The following is a 15271-nucleotide window of genomic DNA, read 5'->3' on the forward strand; positions in this document are numbered from 1 at the left end:
CAAAAGCCAGATCAAGAGCAGATCAAAAGCAGAGCCAGAGCCAGAGCAGTCTGAGGTCTACCTGATGTGTGTAGATCAAACTGTGGGAGCGGGCTTGCTCGCGAAGGGGGTGTGTCAGCGACTACATCTGTCACTGATCCACCCCATTCGCGAGCAAGCCCGCTCCCACAGTTTTGACCGAGTACACCGGACCTATCACCGGTCGGCTCGAAGGCCGCCGCGCTCTTGCTTTTGATCTGCAATCGCCCCGTCAACCACGCTGGCCGGAATTCGACAGTGATTTGGGGGGTAAACCGGCAGGGATGCCGGTTTAGCCGCCCACGCGCCATGGATGGCGCGTAGGCGGCGGCCCCCCAAATCAGTGTCGAATTACGGGCATGCCGAGCCTAGGCGAGGCACCGAGTGGTGGGGCGAGGACTTTTTGGTTACTTTTTGCTGGGCCGGCATTCCGGTCCTTCAAAAAGTGACCCGCTGTAAGAGCGGAACCGCCAGCCGCCGTGACCTAAATAACGGATATGTACACAGTCAACAACAACAACAACAACAACAACAACAACAACAACAACAACGGCCCGGTCGCCCCCAAGGCCACCGCAACACTGACCCAATCCTGTCGATTGCTTGCCTGATCCTCTGAATACGCCCCCAATCGCATACATACCCCTTGCATCCTGGGCTAGAGTCCGAAGATGGGCGATCCATCGCCTCCTATAAGAAACCCGAAGCACCAACCGATGATCAGCAGGTGAGCCCACCATGGAATTACGAATCAACCAAAAAGCCTATCAGGTCGACGCCGATGCCGACACGCCATTGCTGTGGGTGATCCGCGACGACCTGGGCCTGACCGGCACCAAGTTCGGCTGCGGCCTGGCCCAGTGCGGCGCCTGTTCGGTGCTGGTGGACGGCAATGTGGTGCGCTCGTGCGTCACGCCGGTCGCCGGCGTGATCGGGCGGGAGATCACTACCATCGAGGCGATTGAAGCCGATGCAGTGGGCAAGCGCGTGGTCGCGGCCTGGGTCGAGCGCCAGGTGGCGCAATGCGGTTACTGTCAGTCCGGGCAGGTGATGGCGGCCACTGCCCTGCTCAAGCACACCCCCGCGCCGACCGATGCGCAGATCGAAGCGGCGATGATCAACCTGTGCCGTTGCGGCACTTATAACGCGATTCGCACGGCCGTCCACGACTTGGCCAAGCAGGAGGGCGTCTGATGAACATGCGCCCCGAACTGCCCGACCTGTTATCCGGTGAACCCATAAACCTGTCGCGCCGCCGTTTCCTGGCGAGTACCGCCGTGGGTGCGCTGGTGATCGGTTTCGGCCTGCCGCTCGGCTCCGCCAGGGTGCAGGCCGCGGCCGCCGCAGAGCGCGGCACCCAGGTGCCGGCGTTCCTGGAGATTCGCCCGGACGGCAGCGTGCGTCTGCTCAGCCCCTTCATGGAAGGCGGCCAAGGCACCCACACCGCCATGGCGCAGATCGTCGGCGAAGAACTGGACGCCGACCCTGCCACATTCATCGTCGAAGCCGCCCCGCCCGGCGAGGCCTATGTGGTGATGGAAAACGGCATGCGCATCACCGGCGGCAGCATGTCGGTGCGCATGAGCTACCCGACCATGCGTCGCCTCGGCGCCCTCGCCCGCGCCATGTTGCTGCAGGCCGGCGCCGAGCAGTTGGGTGTGCCAGTCGCCGAGTTGAGCACCCAGCCCGGCCGGGTGGTACACGCTGCGTCCGGTCGCTCGCTGGGTTACGGCGAACTGGCCGGGCGCGCCCTGGACATGCCGGTGCCTGACCCGGCCAGCATCAAGCTGCGCGATCCGAGCCAGTTCCGCTGGATCGGCAAGCCGGTCAAGCGTCTGGACGCCTACGACAAATCCACCGGCAAGGCGCAATACAGCATCGACCTGAAAGTCGACGGCATGCTCCACGCTGCGGTACAGCATGCGCCACGCCTGGGCATGACCGTGGGCGGCCTGCGCAACCAGTCCCAGGTCGAAGGCATGAAAGGCGTGCATTCGGTGCACGTACTGCCCGGTGCGGTGGCGGTGGTGGCTGAACGCTGGTGGCACGCCAAGCGTGCGGTGGAAGCGGTCCAGGTCGACTGGCAGGAAGCGGCGGCCGACTCGACCGTACGCGTCATGCCGGCGGACTTTTCCAGCGACAAGTACCGCGACTTCCTCGCCGCTCAACAAGGCCCGGCCCGCGACGACGAGAATGAAGGAGACGTTGCCGGCGCGCTGGCAGGCGCCAAGACCCGCATCGAAGCCACCTACCACAACCAATACGTCAACCACGCCCAGTTGGAGCCGCCGTCGGCCCTGGCCCGCTACAACGCCGACGGTACGCTGGATATCTGGCTGCCCAACCAGGCGCCGGACATGTTCCGCGCCGACATCGCCAAGCGCACCGGCCTCGACGTGGCGAAGATCAACCTGCATTCACCACTGCTGGGCGGTTTTTTCGGCCGGCATTTCCTGTATGACTCGGCCAACCCCTACCCCCAGGCCATTACGTTGGCCAAGGCTGTGGGCCGGCCGGTCAAGGTGATCTGGACCCGTGAGGAAGAGTTTTTGCGCGACGTATTGCGCCCGGTGGCGGTGGTCAAGTTCCGCGCCGCGCTGGACGACAAAGGCCTGCCGCTGGCAATCGAAGCCGTCAGCGCCACCGAAGGCCCGAGCGAGGCCATCGCCGGCAAACAGGGCGACAAAATCGACCCCACGGCCCTTGAAGGGTTGTCGGGCAAAGCCTACGCCATCCCCCACAAACGCATCGCGCAGATCTACGTCAAAGGCCCGGCGATGCTTGGCTATTGGCGTTCGGTGGGCAATTCGCTCAACGACTTTTTCTACGAAGCGTTCCTGGATGAGCTGGCCGACAAAGGCGGCCAGGATCCCTATGAATTGCGCCTGCACCTGTTGCGCGACAATTCACGGCTGACCACCCTGCTGCACGCGGTCGGCGAGTTGTCCGGCGGCTGGAAGCGTGGCCCGTTCACCGCCGAGGACGGCAGCCGACGCGCGCGCGGCGTGGCCATGGCTTCGCCGTTCGGCTCCCACGCGGCGGTGATCGCCGAGGTGTCCATCGAGGGTGGCCAGGTCAAGGTGCACGATATCTGGCAAGCCATCGACCCGGGCAGCATCGTCAACCCGGCGATTGTCGAAGCTCAGGTCAATGGTGCCGTGGCGTTGGGTTTATCCCAGACGTTGCTGGAAGAAGCGGTATACGTGGACGGCATGCCACGGGCGCGCAACTACGACCTGTATCCGATCCTGGCGGCCGCGCAGATGGCGCGGGTGCATGTGCGGATCGTCGAAAGTGGCGAGAAGATGGGCGGCATCGGTGAACCGCCGCTGCCCGCCGTGGCACCGGCCGTGGCCAACGCCGTGGCGCAACTGACCGGCCAGCGTATTCGCAGCCTGCCCTTGAGCCGACACACCTTCAGCTGACCCACAGGAAACGCCCATGAACAACCGTCGATTCGCAAGAACCGCAGGCTGGCTGGCGCTGCCCTGCCTGGTCGCGGCAGGCCTGCTGGCCTGGTACGTCACCCGTGAGCCCGCAACACCGTTCGCACAGGAACCGGCCGCCGCCACCTTCGAGCCCGCACGGGTCAGTCGCGGCGAGTACGTGGCCCGTCTCAGCGACTGCGTGGCCTGCCACAGCCTGCCGGGCAAGGCGCCGTTCGCCGGTGGCCTGGAAATGGCCACGCCGCTGGGTGCGATTCATGCCACCAACATCACGCCGGACAAAGCCACCGGAATCGGCGCCTACAGCCTGGCCGACTTCGACCGCGCAGTGCGCCAGGGCGTGGCGCCGGGTGGCCGACGCTTGTACCCGGCCATGCCCTACCCTTCCTACGTCAAGCTCAGCGACGATGACGTGCGCGCGTTGTATGCGTTCTTCATGCAGGGCGTGCAACCGGCCAACCAGCCGAATATCCCCAGCGATATCCCCTGGCCCCTGAACATGCGCTGGCCCATCGCACTGTGGAACGGCCTATTCGCGCCCACCGCGACCTATGCCGCCAAGGCGGATCAGGACGCCCTGTGGAACCGTGGCGCTTACATCGTCCAAGGGCCGGGCCACTGTGGCAGTTGCCACACGCCGCGCGGCCTGGCCTTCAACGAAAAAGCCCTGGACGAGTCCGGTGCGCCGTACCTCGCCGGCGCCCTGCTCGACGGCTGGTACGCACCCAGCCTGCGCCAGGACCCCAACACCGGGCTGGGACGCTGGAGCGAGGCGCAGATCGTGCAGTTCCTCAAGACCGGCCGCAACGCCCATGCCGTGGTCTACGGCTCGATGACCGAAGCCTTCAACAACTCGACGCAGTTCATGCAGGATGACGACCTGGCCGCCATCGCGCGTTATCTCAAGGCACTGCCCGGCGACCCGCAGCGCGACGGCACGCCCTGGCAATATCAGGCGGTGACCGCGCGCCGGGACGTCCCCGGCGCCCACACCTATGCGACCCGCTGCGCCTCCTGCCATGGACTGGACGGCAAGGGCCAGCCCGAATGGATGCCACCCCTGGCCGGCGCCACGTCGGCGTTGGCCAAGGAAAGCGCCTCTGCGATCAACATCACCCTCAACGGCTCGCAACGCGTCGTGACCGCCGGCGTACCGGATGCCTACCGCATGCCGGCGTTCCGTGAGCAATTGTCCGACCAGCAGATCGCCGAAGTACTCAGTTACATGCGCGGGGCCTGGGGCAACCACGGTGGCGCGGTGGACGCAACCGCAGTGGGCAAGCTGCGTGGGCAGACCGACCCGGCGAGCAGCAGCCCGATCATCCTGCAGATGCGCTGAGTTCAGGGTTTCAGGTTTTTCACACTGGCAAACGTCGCCTCGCCCCGTGCCTGCTCCATGACGTTCATTGGCACGGGCGCAGCTGACGGCCGGATAACCGGCTTGGGCACGATGGAGCGTTCGCTGTCCATCACCGAACGTTCGTCGCTGGGCGGCACGCCGAAGTACTCCCGGTAGCATTTGGAGAAATGCGGGGTGGACACGAAGCCGCACAGCACCGCCAATTCCACGATTGAAATCGGCGTCTGCTTGAGCAACTGCCGTGCGCGGATCAACCGTAGCCGCAGGTAGTAGCGCGAGGGTGAACAGTGCAGGTACTTCTGGAACATGCGCTCAAGCTGTCGACGCGACAACGCCACGTAAGCGGCCAATTGATCCAGTTCGATCGGCTCTTCCAGGTTGGCCTCCATCAACGCCACGATGTCCTGCAGCTTGGGCTGCTGGGTGCCCAGCATGTGCTTCAAGGGCACACGTTGATGGTCCTGCTCGTTGCGGATTCGCTCATACATGAACATGTCGGAAATGGCCGCCGCCAGTTCGTGCCCGTGATCACGTCCGATCAGGTGCAGCATCATGTCCAATGGGGCCGTACCGCCCGAGCTGGTGAGGCGGTCTCGGTCAAGGGTGAACAGGCTGGTACTGAGTGTCACCCGAGGAAACGCCTCCTGCATGGCCGCCAGCCATTCCCAATGCACGCTGCATTCATAGCCATCGAGCAAGCCGGCCCGCGCCAGCACCCAACTGCCGGTACAAATACCGCCCAAGCGCTTGGAGTAACGTGCCTGGGTGCGCAGCCATTTGACCAGTTCGCCCGTCACGGTGCCCTGGATACCAATGCCGCCGCAGACGATCACGATATCAGCCGACGGCACGTTGAGTATCGAACCGTCCGGTGTGATGGGCACGCCGTCACTGGCCCACACTGGGTTACCGTCGGCACTCGCCGTGTGCCATTGGTAAAGCTCCTGGCCCGACAGCTGGTTGGCCATGCGCAAGGGTTCGACCGCCGAGGCCAGTGACATCAGGGTGAACTGGTCCAGCAGCAGGAAAACGATGCTGCCTGTAGGGCGACCGTTCATGGCGATGAGGCGGCGGCCGCGGTGCTTGCCGAGGGTTCGGGCTGCCGTGCGGTGAGCAATCCGATCAACGAAATGATCAAGGCCAGGCCGATGGTCGAAGACACTTCAAAGCGGTGTTCGGGCGTTACCAGCATCGTCGCCAACGCGGCGCAAATGAATACGATGACCAGCCAGGTCAGCCAGGGGAACAGCCACATCTGGAAGCTCAGCGTGACGTTGCGCTGCCGCAGGATCTTGCGCATGCGCAGCTGGGAAATGGCAATCACCAGGTACACCAGCAAGGCGATGGCGCCTGAACTGGCCAACAGGAACTGAAACAGCCCGGCCGGCATGAAGTAGCTGAACAGGGTCACGCCCGCCCCCAGGACCGTGCTGGCAATCACTGCCGCCCGGGGCACGCTCGCGGCCGAGGTCTTCTTCATCAGCCGGGGCGCATCGCCGCGCTTGCCCAGGGAAAACAGCATGCGCGAGGCAATGTAGATGGAAGAATTCATGCAACTGGCCACGGCGATCAGCACCACCACGTCCACCAGCAGTTTGGCATGGGGAATATTCATCAGCTCCAGCGCCCGCTGATACGAGCCGACCGACGCCAGCAGTGGGTCATTCCAGGGCACTACAGAGATCACCACAAAAATCGACAACACGTAGAACACACCGATGCGCCACATTACCGAGCGCGTCGCCCGGGCTATGTTCTGCGCCGGGTTGCTGGACTCGGCCGCCGCGATGGTGACCGCCTCGGTGCCGATAAAACTGAACATGATGGTAATGAAGGCCCCGACCACCGCCGACAGCCCGTTGGGCGCGAAACCGCCATGGTCCTGCATCAACTGGCCAAGCCCGCTGGCCTCTCGCTCAGGCACCCAGCCCATCAGCACCGCAAAGCCCAGGCCGATGAAGGCGATGATCGCGATGACCTTGGCCATGGCAAACCAGAACTCGAACTCGCCGTACTTGGACACGCTGAACAGATTGGTGACCACCAGCAAAAAGATCGACAGCAAGGCAAATAGCCAAGCGTCGATCTGCGGGAACCACTGGTTGAGGATATGCCCGGCGGCCAGGGCTTCGATGGGAATTACCAGCACCCAGAACCACCAGTACAGCCAGCCGATGGTAAAGCCGGCCCAACGGCCGATGGCCTGGTCGGCATAGGTCGAGAATGAACCGGTATCCGGGTTGGCCACCGCCATCTCCCCCAGCATGCGCATCACCAGCACCACCAGCAAGCCGGAAAACAGATAGGCCAGCAGCACCGCAGGCCCTGCCGCCGCAATCGCATGCCCGGAACCGACAAACAACCCCGCGCCGATGATGCCCGCAATCGAAAGCATGGTGACATGACGCGGCTTGAAGCCTTGCGCCAGCTGGCCGTTTGAATCGTTGGACGGGAGGCTATTCATTGTTTTTTTGTTCTCGGTGATCGACGTCAAGGCGTGCTGACTCAAGCGTCAGGCGATCATCATTTCTTAATGATGGGTCACCTTACGCGGCCTGACTTCAGCAAAAACAGCCTGAAAGCGTCACAGGTTGGCCTGATATCGACATTCGGCTGGGCTGACATCGGAAGAACTCGCAGGTGCAACCCAACTCCACCTGACACAGCCCCTGGGGGAGCTGTCGAGCTCCAGCGAGGCTGCGATAGCGGTGGGTCAGGCGAAGTAAATGCCAGCCATGCCGCCGCCTTCGCAGCCTCGCTGGGGCTCGACAGCTCCCACAGTTGATCTGTGTCGTTGCCCAGAGTGTGCTCGCGGGTAAACCCATTCCATCTGACACAGCCATTCCCCTGTGGGAGCTGTCGAGCTTTAGCGAGGCTGCGATAGCGGTGTATCAGGCGAAGTAAATGCCAGCCATGCCGCCGCTATCGCAGCCTCGCCGGGGCTCGACAGCTCCCACAGTTGATCTGTGTCGTTGCCGAGATTGTGCTCGCAGGTAAACCCATTCCACCTGACACAGCCATTCCCCTGTGGCAGCTCCCGAGCTTTAGCGAGGCTGCGATAGCGGTGTATCAGGCGAAGTAAATGCCAGCCATGCCGCCGCTATCGCAGCCTCGCCGGGGCTCGACAGCTCCCACAGTTGATCTGTGTAATTGCCGAATGGCCTTTGTGTGCGAAATACAAACGTCAGCTGAATGCGCCACGGGTCTTAAACTGCTCGGTTGCTTCAATCAAAGCGCTGATGATCCCGGTTTCCGACGGCGAATGCCCGGCATCATTGACGATCGTCAGCACCGAGCCAGGCCAGGCTTTGTGCAGGCGAAAGGCGGAATTGGGCGTCGCGATCATGTCATGGCCACCCTGGATGATCCTGCACGGCAGATGGGCGATTGCCGCTATGTCCCGAATCAATTGATCCTCCTCCAGGAACAGCTTGTTCTTGAAGTACCACGCATCCAGGCAAGCCATGCCGATGCTGGTCTGGTCATCCGAAGCTTGCTCCTCCACGCCGTCAGGGTCGTGTCGCAATAAGGAACAACTTGCCGAATAACGCACCCAGCAGCGGATCGCGTCCATGCGCAGTTGCTCGTCATCGTCCTTCATGCGGTCGAGGTAGGCCTTCAACAGATCGTGGCGTTCGGCTTCGGGGATGAAGTTGATGAAATCTTCATGGGCGCGGGGAAAGAAGCGCCGCATGCCGTAGATAAACCAATCAATCTCGTCGGCCGTGCCCAGAAACACTCCGCGCAGGATGAAGCCCAGGCAGCTTTGTGGATGCGCCTCGCCATAGGCCAGTGCCAAGGTGGTCCCCCATGAGCCACCGGTGATCAACCAACGATCAATGCCCAGATGTTCCCTCAGCGCTTCGAGGTCAGTAACAAGCGCCTGGGTGGTGTTGTTGCGCAGTTCCGCCAAGGGCGTCGAGCGCAGTGCGCCGCGCTGGTCGAATAGCACGATACGGTAGTGGTCCGGGTCCCAGAATTGTCGTTTGGTCGGCGGGGCACCTTCGCCGGGACCGCCGTGAAGGTAAACGACCGGCACACCGTCGGGGTTGCCGCTTTCTTCCCAATACAATGTATGCAGATCGTCGACTGCCAGCATGCCGCTGCGCCGAGGACGCTCGATGGGCGGAAATTGTTCATAGGTGATTTGGCGGGGGGCATCCATTGAGCTGCTCCTTGTAAATGGCGTTAAAAACAGGGGTCTGTCTGGGTTTCGAAAATAGCCGCGCGATGCAAGTTCAGCTGTGCAGACCGCGCAGGATACAAACGGGCAAGTCGTTGATAACGAGGCATAAACAACGGCCATTTGTCGGCTGGAGCAATCTTTGCCGATCCTTTCGAGCCAGTGCTAATGACACCGCACTTACGAGGAACAGGCGATGCCTTTGGACCCGGATGAATACAACGCGCTGTTCGCGCGACCAGACTCTGCTTCTGCCGAAGCGGGGCATGTCGATTTTGATTGCCTGATCATCGGCGCCGGCCCCGCCGGGTTGACCACGGGTGTTTACCTGAGTCGGTTCCACCGCCAGGTCCTCATCGCCGACGGCGGGCCCAGTCGTGCGAGCCTCATCCCACTGACCCATAACTACCCCGGCTTTCCACCGGGCATATCCGGCCGGGATCTGCTCGCCCGGCTGCGAGAGCAGGCTTTGCGCTACGGCGCGCTCATCGAGTCAGCAAGGATAGAGTGCTTGCTCAAGCACCCCACAGGCTTCGTCGCCCAGCTCAACGGCCGCCGGGTGACTGCGCGTCGCGTGGTACTGGCGACCGGCATCGTCGACACGCTGCCGCACATGGAGGGCGCCTATGATGCCGTTGCGCAGTCTGTGATCCGACTCTGTGCGATCTGTGATGGCTACGAAGTCAACGGCGATAACGTGGCGGTGTATGGCGAAGCGCACTGTGCGATCAATCATGGACTTTTCCTGCGCAATTTCACCGACCGGGTGACGGTGCTGGTCCATGGCGAAAACGAGGCCTGCGAAGCGGCCGTGGCGGTAGCCAGGCACGCCGGGATTCACCTCGTCGGTGATCGTGTCGAGCACATCGAGATGCGCGACGAAAAAGTCCAGGTGACGACTTGCACAGGTGAAAGCCTCTGCTTTGACATTGTCTACCCCTCGCTGGGCTCCCACATAGCTTCCGAGTTGGCGGTGCAACTCGGTGCCGAAGCCGACGAGCAAGGTGCGCTGAAGGTCGACGCTCGCCAAGGCACCTCGGTCGAAGGCCTTTATGCGGTTGGCGACGTCGTCAATTCGCTCAAGCAGATCAGTGTCGCAACGGGCCAGGCTGCTGTCTGTGCGACCGCAGTACACAACAGCCTGGAGGTGCGTTTGTGGGACCGAGCGCGTGACAAGAAACACGGCGTTTGAGTTTCTCCCGGTCGGCGTTTATCTGCGGCGCGCGGCATCAACCCTGCGCAACGTTGCGCCTTGAAGCGCGCGCGGGGAGGTCAGTACATGTTCCAGTTGCGGTTCATCGACGGCCATGTGCGCTGTCATCTGCAGCGCTTGCTCCCACTGCAGGTCCGGCTCCAACCATCCGAGTGCATGCTCTGCATTGAACGCCAGAAGGCGCTGTTCGGCACTAGCGGGGTCGCCGCAGGTCATCAATACCAGCCCATCGCAGCCGCACGGCTTTTCACTGATCTGAGCGAAGGCGGCCAGGAACATCGGCGACGATTGCCGGGAGGTGGTGTAGCTCAAGGATGGGGTCTGGTGAGAGGGCGTGGCTGCGGGGATATCGTACCAGCCGTCCACCGCGACCAGCACTCGCCCTTCGCTGCGGATGCGGTCGAACACCCGCGAGCGCATCACCAGGTGCAAGGGCAAGTGAGTGCGCGGCGGCATCGTTCCCATCGTCCAGACGGGTGACCATCCCCAGCGCACCTTTACGCATTCGAGCTGGCCGTCGCGCAGGCGGATTGCGCTGACGGTCATGCTCGGCTTGATGATGTTCCTGGCCTCGGCCACACCCGGGACGGTGTCAGGGCGCAAGCTTGGGCAAAAAACACTGCCGGCGCCATTGACACGTCCGCTTGCGCTGCCGGCCAGCAGTTCCAAAAGGTCTGGGGAAGAACCGGGTTGAACGATAAATTCACACATTGCCTGAACTCCAGCAGTCACTCAAAAAGGTACCGATACAGGTCGTCGCCCCGTCATCTGCGATGATCAGGTTAAGGTGCGAAGACGTTATAAGTACGAGCGGATGCCGTAGACACTGGTTCGAAAATCCCGGACATTGGCGGATGAACGGAAATTGGAGAAAATTCAAAAATTTATGCGGCCTTTCATCGCCTGGAGAGGCCCTGCTGTCAGCGATCAACATCGACTCGAAAAAAGCGTGATGCAGGAGCAAAACCCGGCCATCGCCGGGTTTTGCTTTTTGCTCAACTGACCTTGATCACCACCTTGCCGAATGGACCGCGAGCCAAGTGCTCGTAAGCCTCACGCGCTTGTTCGAACGGGTACACATGGTCGATTACCGGACGGATACGGTGGGTGTTGAGGAACGCGTTCATCCGGTCAAACGACGAGCGTGGCGCAACGGCGATACCGCGAATCGTGGTTTGGCGGAAGATCATCGGCATCAAGTTCAACGCGGTGGTCTGGCCAGTCAGGAAACCGATTTGAGCAATACGACCGCCCACTTTGGTTGCTTGAACAGAAGCGTTGACACCGTCGCCGCCCGCCACTTCCAGCAACAGGTCAACGCCCTTGCCGTCGGTAAGTTTCAGGACTTGTGCAGCCCAGTCCGGCGTCTTGCGGTAGTTCACCCCAGCGACCGCGCCCAGTTTGATGACCGCTTCGAGGTTATCGTCGCGACTCGACGTAATGATGACCTTCGCGCCCAGCGCCATGGCGATCTGAGCGGCAAAGATCGATACACCGCCCGTGCCCTGTACCAGTACGGTCTGGCCCGCTTCGACCTGGCCGAAGTCCACCAGCGAATACCAGGCCGTCAATGCTGCGATTGGAAGGGTCGAGGCTTCTTCGTCACTCATATCGTCGGGCGCACGAACGGCGCTGTCTTCATGGATGATCATGAACTCAGCCAAGCCGCCAGGCAGGGGGGAGCCGAGGCAGTAATCGGGTTCGTCGTGCGCCGGCATGCCATCGAGCCAGCGGGAGTACAGGTGGGAGTTGACGCGGTCACCCACCGCAAAACGGCGCACGCCCTCGCCCACTGCCACCACAGTACCGGCGGCGTCGCTGACCGGAATCAGGGGTTTGGGGACCTTATGCGGCTCGTAGATACCGTCAACAATCGCTTTATCGCGGAAGTTGAGAGACACCGCGCCGACCTTGACCAGCAGTTCACCGGCCTTGGGCGTTGGCGTTTGCGCCTCTCCCTGCTGCAGGTTGTCCAGGCCAAAATCTTTCAGAAGCCAAGCTTTCATTTTTTCCTTCTCCATTCGAAGTGCACGCCAGGCGGTCGGTTCGGCAGCCTGTTGGTGCCGTGCATTGTTTCGCTTCAGGCGCTTGGAATAAATGTTCAACGACGCACAAGATTGTTACCCTGCCAGGCAACAAAACCCTGCCTATTGGCAGAATTGGAGGTTTGGATGGAACTCTTGCAATCAATGCGCGTGTTCGTTCGGCTCGCGGAATCGGGCAGCTTTACCAAGGTGGCGGAGGCGACACAGACGGGGCGCCCGTCTATCACCCGGTCGATCCAGGCGTTGGAGGCGTCCCTGGGTGTACGCTTGTTCCACCGCACCACCCGCAAGGTCAATCTGACGGCCGAAGGGGAGCGATTCTACGAGCGGGTCAAATGCATCCTGGCGGACATCTCGAACACCACGTCAATGTTCGATGCCAGCGGAGCCATGTTGCAAGGCCGGCTGCGTGTTGATATTCCCAGCGCGTTTTCCCAGCGAAGCTTTATCGAGAGCTTGAAAACATTTACCGCAACGTTCCCCGACATCGAACTCATCGTGGGTGTCACTGACAGGGCCGTCGACCTGGTCGCAGAAGGTGTCGACTGCGTATTGCGCATTGGCGAACTGCCTGACTCAAGCATGGTGGCCCGTCACATTGGAGCGGTCGAAATGGTCACCTGCGCAGCGCCAGGCTATCTCCAGGAGCGGGGGGAACCCAAGACGCTGGACGAGTTGGTCGACCACAGAGGCGTCAACTTCCTCTCAGGGCAAAGCAACAGGCCGCTTCCCTGGTATTTTCGAGGTAAAGGGGCGGATCAGCCTTTCACCTGCCGCGGCGCCATCACCGTCAACGAATCGAATGCTTACGTCCACTGCGCCGTGGCTGGCTTCGGCATCATTCAAGCACCGGGCATCACCGTCGACGCGGCGCTGTCCAGTGGCGAGCTGGTGGAGGTGCTGCAACCTTACCGCCCCGCACGGCGCAAGGTTTCAGTGCTGTATCCCAGCAGGACCCTCCTCGCCCCACAGGTGCTGGCATTTGCGAATTGGCTGCGCGAACACTTTCCAGCGCTTCATCCAACGTGGTTCAAGGCTGACTGATTTCGACTGTCGCTTGAACAACTCCTCGCCCGTGGGGGTCGGTCGAACTAACCTGCTTTTCATCAGCGACTGCGATGGCGTCTCGGTCGTCTGAGAGAGCGTCGCGACTTGCCCTTTTTAGGCGTGCTGAATATCGCGGGTGGGCTCAAGCACCGGTTGCATTTCCCCTACTTCCTCGCCACCCACTTCCGACAGCCCCTTCTGAAAATCCCAACAGTCACGAAAAAATACGAGCCCCGCTCGGCAATAAACGCTATGTATTGGAATCGTTTGAGACAAGTCGCCCCTGCCACGTATGAAGGACGAGGATCATGCCAACCATCCCCTCATCTCTCCAGCTGCCCGCCGCCTCCGGCACCTCCCTGCGGACTCGCCCACTCAACCGGGATGAGGAGCGTCTGGTTCGCTACTACCGCTCATTGTCAGATCAGGACCGTGACGCGGTGCGCTGTCTGTTGTATGCGATCAGGGAAATCCGTCGATCCGAACGCCCTGCCCGGCAGGAGGCGCCGTAGCAGCAGCCAGCAAATGCGCAAAAACCGACCGCCAGGACCTGAACGGTACAGTGTGTGCAAGGGCGCAGCAGCGGCAAAAATGGCTGGCGTGCGCGATGACATCCAGGCGCAAGGAGTTCGCAGCCGGCCGAATCTGTTCGGCTGCGGCGCTTCAGGCACTGAGTGGCGATAGCGTGTGGCTGCCTATTGCCAAGCCCTATCGCTATAGGCCTGGACGCTGAACCGATGGTGGCACACGCAGAACTTGAACAAATGGCCCATCATGTCCTTTCTCCGAACGAGCTGAACCAGTTCAAAAAAAATGGAGGGAGAACAGGCGCTGACGTTCTTCTATTTATGTTTTTCAGCCAAGGAAGCCTTGTTCAAGACGCTGCTTCCTCTGTGCCAGACCGACATGGAATTTACAGAACAAACCCTTTTCGGTTTCAAAGCGAACAAGGATTAACGAGGTTTACGATAGAGGTCATCGTCATCCCTGCTCTCCCTTGCCCCGTGTCCTTCACATAATCCTTTTCAGTGCCCACTAAAGTTCGCTTGCCTGGTTGGAGCATGGTAGCCACGATGAGTTTTTTCTTCGCTATATCCGGTTTAAAACTGGGCTCTACTGGCCAAATTTGTACGGCATAGTCTTGGGCGAACAAAATCAGATTTGGAGCGGTGTCTACCGGCGTCTGTAGATGCGCGCACATGACATCGCTGGCTTGTACTTCAACAATTGTTTTGTAGTGGGGCTTGTCGTAACTAGCCAATATCAATTTTGTCCGAGTCTGAACCCCCAGCGCCTCCTGAGGGTGGCAAGGCGTCACTTCTCCATAGGCGTAGGAGCACCAACTCACCTGGGTCATTGTGACAATTTCCTCAGGTTTTACAGACAAGTCTTTCTGGATGCTCAGCTGGTCTTGCGGCTTTTCGTAGGGGATTGCTGCGCAACCAGTGAGCAATGTGAGCGTGAGCAGAGTGATGAAATTTAAATACATTGCTTTCATTCCTATGAATTACATCGACTTGATAGAAAAACTTCGAAAATCGAAATTTTTTCCTGCTTAGCATAACCGGATGGCGAGCACACTTACCGAACTCCAACATTTGGCAGCCCCGTGCGGATGAGGCCACCGTGTACTTCTATCGCACCTCGGCCTGCCTTCCGGTAGTTTTTTCAGGGCCGGCATTCCCGCCGGCAAGCACAGCGTCGCCTCCACCTCGCCACCCATCATCAGCGGTATGGTTAACAAGCGGTTCGATATCACCGTCGAAAATGGAAAGGTGTATTGCGTCGCCGATCAACTCAGCACCTTTGACTACAAGAATGGGCAGACCTTGGGTGAAGTCGACGGCCGTCGTTTCCGTGGAACAATGTTTTACTCGCGCTACGCGCTTGTGCCTGCCGAGGAAGCGTTGCGTTCCATCAAGTGGTGCCAGGAGTTGCCGGAAACTGCACCGTAACCAC

Annotated in this window: 13 protein-coding genes; 7 read left to right on the forward strand and 6 right to left on the reverse strand. The window is 60.9% G+C overall.

Going from position 1 to position 15271, the window contains the following annotated elements:
• Positions 1–756 precede the first annotated feature (756 nt).
• Genes KVG91_RS02360 through KVG91_RS02370 form a run of 3 tightly spaced genes read left to right on the forward strand, consistent with a single transcriptional unit; the run spans position 757 to position 4803 of the window.
• The gene (locus KVG91_RS02360) at positions 757–1212 is read left to right on the forward strand and encodes a (2Fe-2S)-binding protein (protein WP_169377679.1); all 456 of its coding nucleotides are present in this window, start codon (positions 757–759) and stop codon (positions 1210–1212) included.
• Complete coding sequence (locus KVG91_RS02365; RefSeq protein WP_217894862.1) at positions 1212–3443, forward strand: xanthine dehydrogenase family protein molybdopterin-binding subunit; 2232 nt, start codon at positions 1212–1214, stop codon at positions 3441–3443. Before KVG91_RS02360 ends, KVG91_RS02365 begins: the two co-directional genes overlap by 1 nt.
• A gap of 16 nt (positions 3444–3459) precedes the next feature.
• The gene (locus tag KVG91_RS02370) at positions 3460–4803 is read left to right on the forward strand and encodes a c-type cytochrome (protein WP_169377371.1); all 1344 of its coding nucleotides are present in this window, start codon (positions 3460–3462) and stop codon (positions 4801–4803) included.
• A 2-nt stretch (positions 4804–4805) separates the two neighbouring features.
• Here the strand turns inward: KVG91_RS02370 and gbdR are convergent, their stop codons facing one another.
• From gbdR to pip, 3 genes are all read right to left on the reverse strand, one after another.
• Positions 4806–5882: a choline metabolism transcriptional regulator GbdR gene (gene gbdR, locus KVG91_RS02375; protein WP_169377370.1), complete on the reverse strand. Its 1077-nt coding sequence runs from the start codon at positions 5880–5882 to the stop codon at positions 4806–4808.
• A complete protein-coding gene (gene gabP / locus KVG91_RS02380; RefSeq protein ID WP_169377369.1) occupies positions 5879–7288 on the reverse strand; it encodes a GABA permease in 1410 nt (469 codons plus the stop codon). The genes gbdR and gabP overlap by 4 nt, the downstream gene beginning before the upstream one ends.
• A 720-nt stretch (positions 7289–8008) precedes the next feature.
• Positions 8009–8989 (reverse strand): prolyl aminopeptidase, encoded by a 981-nt coding sequence (pip, locus tag KVG91_RS02385; RefSeq protein WP_169374396.1) that lies wholly within the window; start codon positions 8987–8989, stop codon positions 8009–8011.
• A gap of 214 nt (positions 8990–9203) precedes the next feature.
• On the opposite strand from pip, the gene KVG91_RS02390 reads away from it, so the two are divergent.
• Positions 9204–10199, forward strand: coding sequence for an NAD(P)/FAD-dependent oxidoreductase (locus KVG91_RS02390; protein ID WP_169374395.1), 996 nt, complete (start codon positions 9204–9206; stop codon positions 10197–10199).
• A gap of 18 nt (positions 10200–10217) precedes the next feature.
• Here KVG91_RS02390 and KVG91_RS02395 read toward each other — a convergent pair whose 3' ends face one another.
• Both KVG91_RS02395 and KVG91_RS02400 read right to left on the reverse strand, forming a co-directional pair.
• Positions 10218–10931 carry an SOS response-associated peptidase family protein gene (locus KVG91_RS02395; protein ID WP_169374394.1) on the reverse strand — a complete coding sequence of 238 codons (714 nt, stop codon included), beginning with the start codon at positions 10929–10931 and terminating at the stop codon, positions 10218–10220.
• Between the two features lie 284 nt (positions 10932–11215).
• Positions 11216–12226: a zinc-dependent alcohol dehydrogenase family protein gene (locus KVG91_RS02400; RefSeq protein WP_169374393.1), complete on the reverse strand. Its 1011-nt coding sequence runs from the start codon at positions 12224–12226 to the stop codon at positions 11216–11218.
• A 183-nt stretch (positions 12227–12409) separates the two neighbouring features.
• Between KVG91_RS02400 and KVG91_RS02405 the strand changes: the two genes are divergently transcribed.
• Entirely contained in the window at positions 12410–13309 is a 900-nt protein-coding gene (locus KVG91_RS02405) for a LysR family transcriptional regulator (protein ID WP_169374397.1), read from the forward strand.
• Positions 13310–13874: 565 nt separating this feature from the next.
• Positions 13875–14045, forward strand: coding sequence for a hypothetical protein (locus KVG91_RS27915; protein WP_404822323.1), 171 nt, complete (start codon positions 13875–13877; stop codon positions 14043–14045).
• Between the two features lie 204 nt (positions 14046–14249).
• Here KVG91_RS27915 and KVG91_RS02415 read toward each other — a convergent pair whose 3' ends face one another.
• On the reverse strand, positions 14250–14801 hold the full coding sequence (locus KVG91_RS02415; protein WP_169374391.1) for a hypothetical protein: 552 nt from the start codon (positions 14799–14801) through the stop codon (positions 14250–14252).
• 244 nt (positions 14802–15045) lie between these two features.
• On the opposite strand from KVG91_RS02415, the gene KVG91_RS27485 reads away from it, so the two are divergent.
• A complete protein-coding gene (locus KVG91_RS27485) occupies positions 15046–15267 on the forward strand; it encodes a hypothetical protein (protein ID WP_225926939.1) in 222 nt (73 codons plus the stop codon).
• Positions 15268–15271 lie beyond the last annotated feature (4 nt).

The organism is Pseudomonas azadiae (assembly GCF_019145355.1).
In the GTDB taxonomy this organism is placed as follows: domain Bacteria; phylum Pseudomonadota; class Gammaproteobacteria; order Pseudomonadales; family Pseudomonadaceae; genus Aquipseudomonas; species Aquipseudomonas azadiae.

Excerpts from the sequence above, each read along its gene's own strand:
- KVG91_RS27485 (WP_225926939.1), top strand. The coding sequence starts at position 15,046 with ATGGTTAACAAGCGGTTCGATATCACCGTCGAAAATGGAAAGGTGTAT.
- KVG91_RS02365 (WP_217894862.1), top strand. The coding sequence starts at position 1,212 with ATGAACATGCGCCCCGAACTGCCCGACCTGTTATCCGGTGAACCCATA.
- gbdR (WP_169377370.1), bottom strand. The coding sequence starts at position 5,882 with ATGAACGGTCGCCCTACAGGCAGCATCGTTTTCCTGCTGCTGGACCAG.
- KVG91_RS02390 (WP_169374395.1), top strand. The coding sequence starts at position 9,204 with ATGCCTTTGGACCCGGATGAATACAACGCGCTGTTCGCGCGACCAGAC.
- KVG91_RS02370 (WP_169377371.1), top strand. The coding sequence starts at position 3,460 with ATGAACAACCGTCGATTCGCAAGAACCGCAGGCTGGCTGGCGCTGCCC.
- KVG91_RS02395 (WP_169374394.1), bottom strand. The coding sequence starts at position 10,931 with ATGTGTGAATTTATCGTTCAACCCGGTTCTTCCCCAGACCTTTTGGAA.
- KVG91_RS02405 (WP_169374397.1), top strand. The coding sequence starts at position 12,410 with ATGCGCGTGTTCGTTCGGCTCGCGGAATCGGGCAGCTTTACCAAGGTG.
- KVG91_RS02360 (WP_169377679.1), top strand. The coding sequence starts at position 757 with ATGGAATTACGAATCAACCAAAAAGCCTATCAGGTCGACGCCGATGCC.
- pip (WP_169374396.1), bottom strand. The coding sequence starts at position 8,989 with ATGGATGCCCCCCGCCAAATCACCTATGAACAATTTCCGCCCATCGAG.
- gabP (WP_169377369.1), bottom strand. The coding sequence starts at position 7,288 with ATGAATAGCCTCCCGTCCAACGATTCAAACGGCCAGCTGGCGCAAGGC.
- KVG91_RS02400 (WP_169374393.1), bottom strand. The coding sequence starts at position 12,226 with ATGAAAGCTTGGCTTCTGAAAGATTTTGGCCTGGACAACCTGCAGCAG.
- KVG91_RS02415 (WP_169374391.1), bottom strand. The coding sequence starts at position 14,801 with ATGTATTTAAATTTCATCACTCTGCTCACGCTCACATTGCTCACTGGT.